The sequence below is a fragment of the Oleiphilus sp. HI0080 genome, assembly GCF_001635135.1.
On sequence record NZ_LWFU01000646.1, the window covers coordinates 1 to 6,054 of the forward strand.

Annotated in this window: 6 protein-coding genes and 1 pseudogene; 2 read left to right on the forward strand and 5 right to left on the reverse strand. The window is 46.6% G+C overall.

What is annotated here, in order from left to right; genetic code table 11:
• Positions 1-1,015, reverse strand: a pseudogene (locus A3751_RS14035) (bifunctional aconitate hydratase 2/2-methylisocitrate dehydratase); the annotation flags it as partial.
• A 450-nt stretch (positions 1,016-1,465) separates the two neighbouring features.
• Between A3751_RS14035 and A3751_RS14040 the strand changes: the two are divergent.
• Positions 1,466-2,083, forward strand: a complete 618-nt coding sequence (locus tag A3751_RS14040; protein ID WP_197466359.1) for a tRNA-(ms[2]io[6]A)-hydroxylase — start codon at positions 1,466-1,468, stop codon at positions 2,081-2,083.
• A gap of 39 nt (positions 2,084-2,122) precedes the next feature.
• Here the strand turns inward: A3751_RS14040 and A3751_RS22210 are convergent, their stop codons facing one another.
• The gene (locus tag A3751_RS22210) at positions 2,123-2,272 is read right to left on the reverse strand and encodes a DUF2986 domain-containing protein (protein WP_156492472.1); all 150 of its coding nucleotides are present in this window, start codon (positions 2,270-2,272) and stop codon (positions 2,123-2,125) included.
• 326 nt (positions 2,273-2,598) lie between these two features.
• Here A3751_RS22210 and A3751_RS14045 point away from each other — a divergent pair, with 326 nt between their 5' ends.
• Positions 2,599-3,420, forward strand: coding sequence for a hypothetical protein (locus A3751_RS14045; protein ID WP_068457178.1), 822 nt, complete (start codon positions 2,599-2,601; stop codon positions 3,418-3,420).
• A 151-nt stretch (positions 3,421-3,571) separates the two neighbouring features.
• Here A3751_RS14045 and A3751_RS14050 read toward each other — a convergent pair whose 3' ends face one another.
• Genes A3751_RS14050 through A3751_RS14060 form a run of 3 tightly spaced genes read right to left on the reverse strand, consistent with a single transcriptional unit; the run spans position 3,572 to position 6,052 of the window.
• Positions 3,572-4,780 carry an NAD(P)/FAD-dependent oxidoreductase gene (locus A3751_RS14050; RefSeq protein WP_068457181.1) on the reverse strand — a complete coding sequence of 403 codons (1,209 nt, stop codon included), beginning with the start codon at positions 4,778-4,780 and terminating at the stop codon, positions 3,572-3,574.
• A gap of 4 nt (positions 4,781-4,784) precedes the next feature.
• Positions 4,785-5,534, reverse strand: a complete 750-nt coding sequence (locus A3751_RS14055; RefSeq protein WP_068457184.1) for a UDP-2,3-diacylglucosamine diphosphatase — start codon at positions 5,532-5,534, stop codon at positions 4,785-4,787.
• A 23-nt stretch (positions 5,535-5,557) separates the two neighbouring features.
• The gene (locus A3751_RS14060; RefSeq protein WP_068457187.1) at positions 5,558-6,052 is read right to left on the reverse strand and encodes a peptidylprolyl isomerase; all 495 of its coding nucleotides are present in this window, start codon (positions 6,050-6,052) and stop codon (positions 5,558-5,560) included.
• Between the last annotated feature and the right edge of the window lie 2 nt (positions 6,053-6,054).

The window sequence follows — 6,054 nt, forward strand, 5'->3', positions numbered from 1 at the left end:
TCTTGGCTTTGGTATCGATGGTTAGAACCGTGCCTGTTGCTACGGAGAATTTCTCTTCAAGCACTGGGTCGCCATTTTCATCTGTCACAACATTGCCCGCAGCATCTACTTTCTTAACCCAGTTTTTAAGATCAAGACCAATACCGCCGGTTACGCCAACAGTTGTTAGGAAGATCGGTGCGATACCGTTCGTGCCCGCAACGACGGGACGATTGTTGATAAACGGAATGTAAGGGGAAGTTTTTTCACCCGCCCAAAGCGCGACGTTGTTAACACCAGACATACGCGAAGAGCCAACACCCATGGTGCCTTTTTCAGCGATGAGCATGACTTTAGCATTCGGGTGCTTTTTGCCTAGCTCAACGATCTCTTGCTGAGCTTCCGGTGTGATCATGCACTGGCCGTGCAATTCACGGTCTGCACGTGAGTGAGACTGGTTGCCAGGAGAGAGAAGGTCAGTAGAGATATCACCTTCAGCTGCGATGTATGTTACAACGTCAATTTTCTCTGGGATGTCGTCAAGCTTGGTGAAGAACTCGGCTTTCGCGTAGCTTTCAAGGATGTCTTTAGCGATGGCATTGCCCGCTTTGAAAGCGTCGGCAAGACGCGCGGTGTCAGCTTCGTAAAGGAATACTTGAGTCTTTAGAACTTCGCCCGCTGCCGCAGCTTGAGCGTCGTCAGAAAGGGCGATGTCTAGCAGTGCCTCAACAGAAGGGCCGCCTTTCATGTGAGATAGCTGCTCAAGAGCAAACTCAGGCGAAATTTCTGCGAGCGTTTCTTTTCCAAGCGCAATGTCTTTTAGAAAAGCCGCTTTAACGACAGCTGCTGGAGTTGTACCTGGCAGTGTGTTGTAGATGAAGAAGTTTAGAGACGCTTCGCGGTGCTCATTACCAGTGTCTTTGATCTGATCAATGATTTCAGACAGCAATTCAGCGCTATCGATTGGTTTTGGGTTTAGGCCAAGTTCGTTTTTACGAACCTCAATTTCTGCTAGGTATTCTGAATACAAGCTCATACGAATCTCTCATTCAAGTTGAATTGATTAACGGGTAATCAATTTGTAAGACTAATTGGTAAAGCATTTGGCTGGGAACTTTGCATTATTAGGCCAAGCTCCTGGCGAAAAATCTTCAAACTCTTTTCAGGCTTTTTTGCTAGTGAGCAAAGTAAGAATGAAGCTATGTTGATCACTCGAAAGCCTTACTAGACTAGTCAATGCGCATTCTCTTTGATCTTTCCGAGAAAGCCTGTCCCAACAATTGCGCGAAACAGCGAGCATTAACCCTATTTTTAGGCGGCAACATTGTAATCATATTTTCGCTAGTTGTTAAGGATGACAGGGCCCAAGCCCAGAATAACCGTTATTCATCGAGCAAATAAATTTACATTGGCGATGAAGAGGCGAAAGAAAGATCTTATAATGCCGCGCCCGAAAGAATAGCGGTAATTAAACAGAGTGCAATTGATGGAAGATTTAAGTGAAATTCGTGATTTTCTTGGCTGTGAGACCCCTGATCGTTGGGTTGAAAATGCCTTGGAAAACCAAGAGATTATGTTGATTGACCATGCGCACTGCGAAAAGAAAGCCGCAATGACAGCCATCAACAATATCCATCGTTATCCTGATGACGCGGAGTTGTTGAACAAAATGTCGCGATTAGCGCGAGAAGAGCTGCGCCACTTTGAGCAAGTGTTAAAGATCATCAAAAAGCGTGGTTTGAAGTACGGTAACTTATCCGCATCGCGTTATGCCGCAGGCTTGCGAGATCAGGCGCGAAAGAATGAGCCGGGAAAACTGGTCGATGTGCTGATTATCGGCGCGTTTATCGAGGCAAGGTCTTGTGAGCGTTTTGCCAAGCTTGCCCCAAAGCTAGATGATGAACTCAAAGCGTTCTATCAGTCTTTGTTGAAATCCGAAGCGCGTCATTATCAGGACTACCTGAAGCTTGCGACCAAATACGCGGGCGAGGACATCTCAGAGAGAGTGGCTTTTTTTCGGGAGCGGGAGGCCGCGTTAGTTGTGAGCCCTGACCACGAGTTTCGTTTTCACAGTGGGCCTGTTATGGAGTCACGGAACAGTTGATCGGCCATATGTAGTTGGTTAACTAGTTGTGAAGGGCTTTCACTGGCTTTGTTTTTCGTGCTCAAGTGCTTCGAGTTCTGCTCTTTTCGCTTTTGATATGTAGGTCGATTTTTTCTTGGGCGCGAGCTTGGCCTTTGCTTTTTTCAGGCGTTGCTTGTGAATCGCTTCCTTTTTCTTTTTCCTATTCATCTTATATGCGCCTGTTTAACTGGTGAAACCACACGCATCTTAGATGCTTTGGTTTGTATTGTTAACTGAAAGACGTTTGAGTATTAAAAGTTAGCGCTCCTCTCAAGAAAAACTCGTTATACTGACCCCTCCAATAAACTAGACCAACCCCATCTCTGAGGTGATCTTCATGCAATTATGTCCTGTTTCTTATGCCGTAGGGTGCGCTAAATGTCCTGTTTTTAAGGTATGTCCTGGAAAAAACATCATTGGCGACGCCGCCTCGCAAGACAAAGATAAAAAGAAAAAAACAGCACCGAAAAAATAGCCGAGGCAGTAGGTTTGATATGAAGGTTCGTTATGCTGTCGGGAAGAATGTATGGCTGTCCTTGGTATGCGTCCTCTTTGCGTTTGAAGCACGGGCTTCTCAAACGAGCTGTTTCGCGTATGCAGAGACGTACTACGAGCAGGTTTACTGCGAGATAAAGCAAAAGTCCCCTAGCACAGTATTACCGGCATTCTTCGATTTCAAAAAAAACGATGCGCGCATGCAGGCGATGTTGCTAAAACGCAAAGCCGAAGCGCTTGGTATTGCCTTTAACATGCCAGCCTCAAAATCGAATAAAGTAAAGTCTGTAAAACGTGCAGAAGCGAGGCCCGAGCGGCCTCACAATCAACAAATATCTGCACCTCAATCTAGAGCCGAGTGTCAGTTTAGCGTTACCTATATTGACTGCAGCGATGGTCAGTTTTCTTTGATCGGCAATAAGGCAAACAACAAGATTGCGCGCACGGCGCTTCAAAACCAAAACCGACTCAAATTAAACAACTATCGCGCTGATCGGGCTGATCAGCAGCAACTTACTCTGTTCTTAACGCAGCAATATATTCACTACTTAGAGAAAATGGTGGAGATTGGCTTAGGAGGCGCAACCATGTCGTTCACTAAGTTTTATGCCTTGTTTGAGGATATTAGCGACAAAGGGGCGGACTTTTCTGCGCGCTTTGAAACCATGTATGAGTTTCTGAAAAAAGACAAAGCCAATATGAGCGTGAATGAGCGAGCGGTGAGTATTGCCGGCTTAAACATAAATGACTGCGCGCAGCTAACGAGTAGTATGTTTGTTTGCGATAACAGGCGGAGAAACTCGATTTATCTAAAACGATAGGTGTTTTTGTCTCGGATTGCCGGCTAACGTTTTTTGCGGTTTGGTTGATGCAGGGGTGAGTTGTTACTCTCGTGGGTGTCACTTCTTTATATTAAGTTGTAGGTCTCTTTATAAGTCTCTTTATAAGTTTCTGTTATCAACACAACTCTGTTTAGTTGGCCGAGATATCTTCGCTGATGGCATTGGCGGATGCCCAAGCCCACTGAAAATTGAACCCACCCAAGTGGCCAGTTACATCCAGCACCTCGCCAATAAAGTACAGCCCGGGATGGAGTTTGCTTTCCATGTTCTTAGATGAAATCTGATCGGTATCTACCCCGCCAAGCGTCACTTCGGCGGTTCGGTAGCCTTCGGTTCCCGATGGCTTTAACGACCAGCTATGCAGGGTGTCGGCAAGCTGCTTGAGAAGTTTGTCGCTATGCTCGCTGATTGGCTTTTCTTTGTGTTCATCCCAATAGAGCGCTTCAAGCTCTAACACGAGAGACTTTGCTAGGTGCTTGCTGAGTATGGAGCGAAGTTTGCTTTTGCCCGAATTCTGCTTGGCATCAAGCAAGATCTGCTCGATGTTCTTAGTAGGGAATAGATCGAGCTCGATGGTTTCACCAAGATGCCAGTAGTTCGATAGCTGCAATGCGGCAGGGCCTGAGATGCCCCTGTGCGTAAACAGTATGTTCTCAATAAAGCTGCTGCGATCGTTAAATGCTTTTGATTCATGGGCAAGGCCAGACAAGCGTTCGGTCATTATTTTGGTTTTATCGCTAAAAGTGAACGGTACTAAACCGGCGCGTGTTGGCAGCACCTTATGCCCGAACTGTTCGGCTAGTTGGTAGCCAAACCCGCTGGCACCCATGGTTGGAATCGATAATCCGCCGCTCGCGACAACCAGTTTTTGTGTTGAGAAATGTCCAAGGTTTGTCTTTAGGTGGTACGTTTCGCCTTCTTTTTTAACGCTTTCTATCTCGCATTTGGTGCGTATATCCACTTTGTGGGGCGGGCATTCTTCAATAAGCATCTTTAGGATGTCTTTGGCGCTGTTGTCGCAAAACAGTTCGCCATGCTTTCGCTCATGATAAGGGATGCCGTGTTTTTCAACCAGTGATATGAAGTCCCACTGGGTGTAGCGGCTAAGTGCTGATTTTACAAAATGCGGGTTTGAGCAGAGGTAGTTATCGGGCTCAACGAAGTAGTTGGTGAAGTTACACCTTCCGCCGCCGGACATAAGAATTTTTTTGCCAACTTTGTTTGCTTTGTCGAGCACTAAAACGGAAAGGCCTTGTTGCCCGCAAAGCCCTGCGCACATTAGCCCAGATGCTCCGCCGCCGATGACGATCATGTCGAACTGCTTGTGTTGGCTGCTCATAAAGCTAGGCGAATGACTCAGCGTTCTCAGGAAATGCTTGGTTGATTAATTCAAGGCTCTGTTTTGTTTCATCGACGCGAATGAACCAAATTTGCTTGTCCCAATCGCCAAGAACGATTCGGAATGCGGGTTCTGCGTTGATTGTAAGGTCATGCGTTGCTGGCCGGTGGGTGTGGCCATGAATCAGCGTTTGAACCTGTTGCTCTTCCATTAGCTTTATCACCTCTTCGGGTGTGACATCCATAATCTCATTACTTTTGTCCTTGTTCGAAGCCTGGCTCATCTCGCGAAGTTGGCGCGCAGTCGTTAATCTGTCCTCTAAAGGTCGCGCTAGGAAGGTCTCGATAAAGCCTGGTGCACGTAGCATGGAGCGTAGCTTCATGTAGGCGGTGTCGCGTGTGCAGAGGCTGTCGCCGTGGATAAGGAGTACCTCTTCTCCGTTCAGCGCAATCTTGCTTGGTTCTGGAAGAACAGTCACGCCGGTATCTTGAGAAAATTGCTCGCCGATTAGGAAGTCGCGGTTCCCAGCCATGAAAAACGCTTCAACACCGCTCTCAGTGAGGCGCTTGAGTCGCGCTTTGACCTTTACTTGCAAGGGGGTGTTTTCATCGTCTCCGACCCAGGCTTCAAAGAAGTCGCCCAGAATATATAGCTGTTTCGCATCTTTTTCGATTTGATCGAGAAAGTAGAAAAACGCCCCAGTAATGTCGGGGCGTGATTCTTCCAGATGCAGGTCGGAGATAAAGTAGATCATAGAACTGAATCGTTTATTGACGCTTATGCTTCGTCTTCAATGATGCTTGCAGATTCGATGATGACTTCATCGACAGGAACATCTTGGTGGCCTGCTTTCATCGTCGTTTTAACTGACTTGATCTTGTTGACGACGTCGTTGCCATCAACCACTTTACCAAATACAGCATAGCCCCAGCCTTCAGTTGTTTCTGATGTGTGGTTAAGGAAGTTGTTGTCTGATACGTTGATGAAGAATTGTGCTGAAGCTGAGTGTGGATCCATCGTGCGCGCCATCGCAATGGTACCAGCATCGTTTTTAAGACCATTGTTTGCTTCGTTTTGGATGGTCTCTTTGGTTGGCTTTTGCTGCATGTTTACATCAAAGCCGCCGCCTTGAATCATGAAGTTATCAATCACTCGGTGAAAAATGACGCCGTCGTAAAAGCCGTCTTTTACATAGCTTTCAAAGTTTTTCGCTGTTACTGGGGCATTCTCATGGTCCAATTCAAGCTTGATGTCACCGTAATTTGTCTTCAATA

Coding starts and splice junctions, on each gene's coding strand:
- A3751_RS14040 (WP_197466359.1), top strand. CDS start 1,466: ATGGAAGATTTAAGTGAAATTCGTGATTTTCTTGGCTGTGAGACCCCT.
- A3751_RS14055 (WP_068457184.1), bottom strand. CDS start 5,534: ATGATCTACTTTATCTCCGACCTGCATCTGGAAGAATCACGCCCCGAC.
- A3751_RS14050 (WP_068457181.1), bottom strand. CDS start 4,780: ATGAGCAGCCAACACAAGCAGTTCGACATGATCGTCATCGGCGGCGGA.
- A3751_RS14045 (WP_068457178.1), top strand. CDS start 2,599: ATGAAGGTTCGTTATGCTGTCGGGAAGAATGTATGGCTGTCCTTGGTA.
- A3751_RS22210 (WP_156492472.1), bottom strand. CDS start 2,272: ATGAATAGGAAAAAGAAAAAGGAAGCGATTCACAAGCAACGCCTGAAA.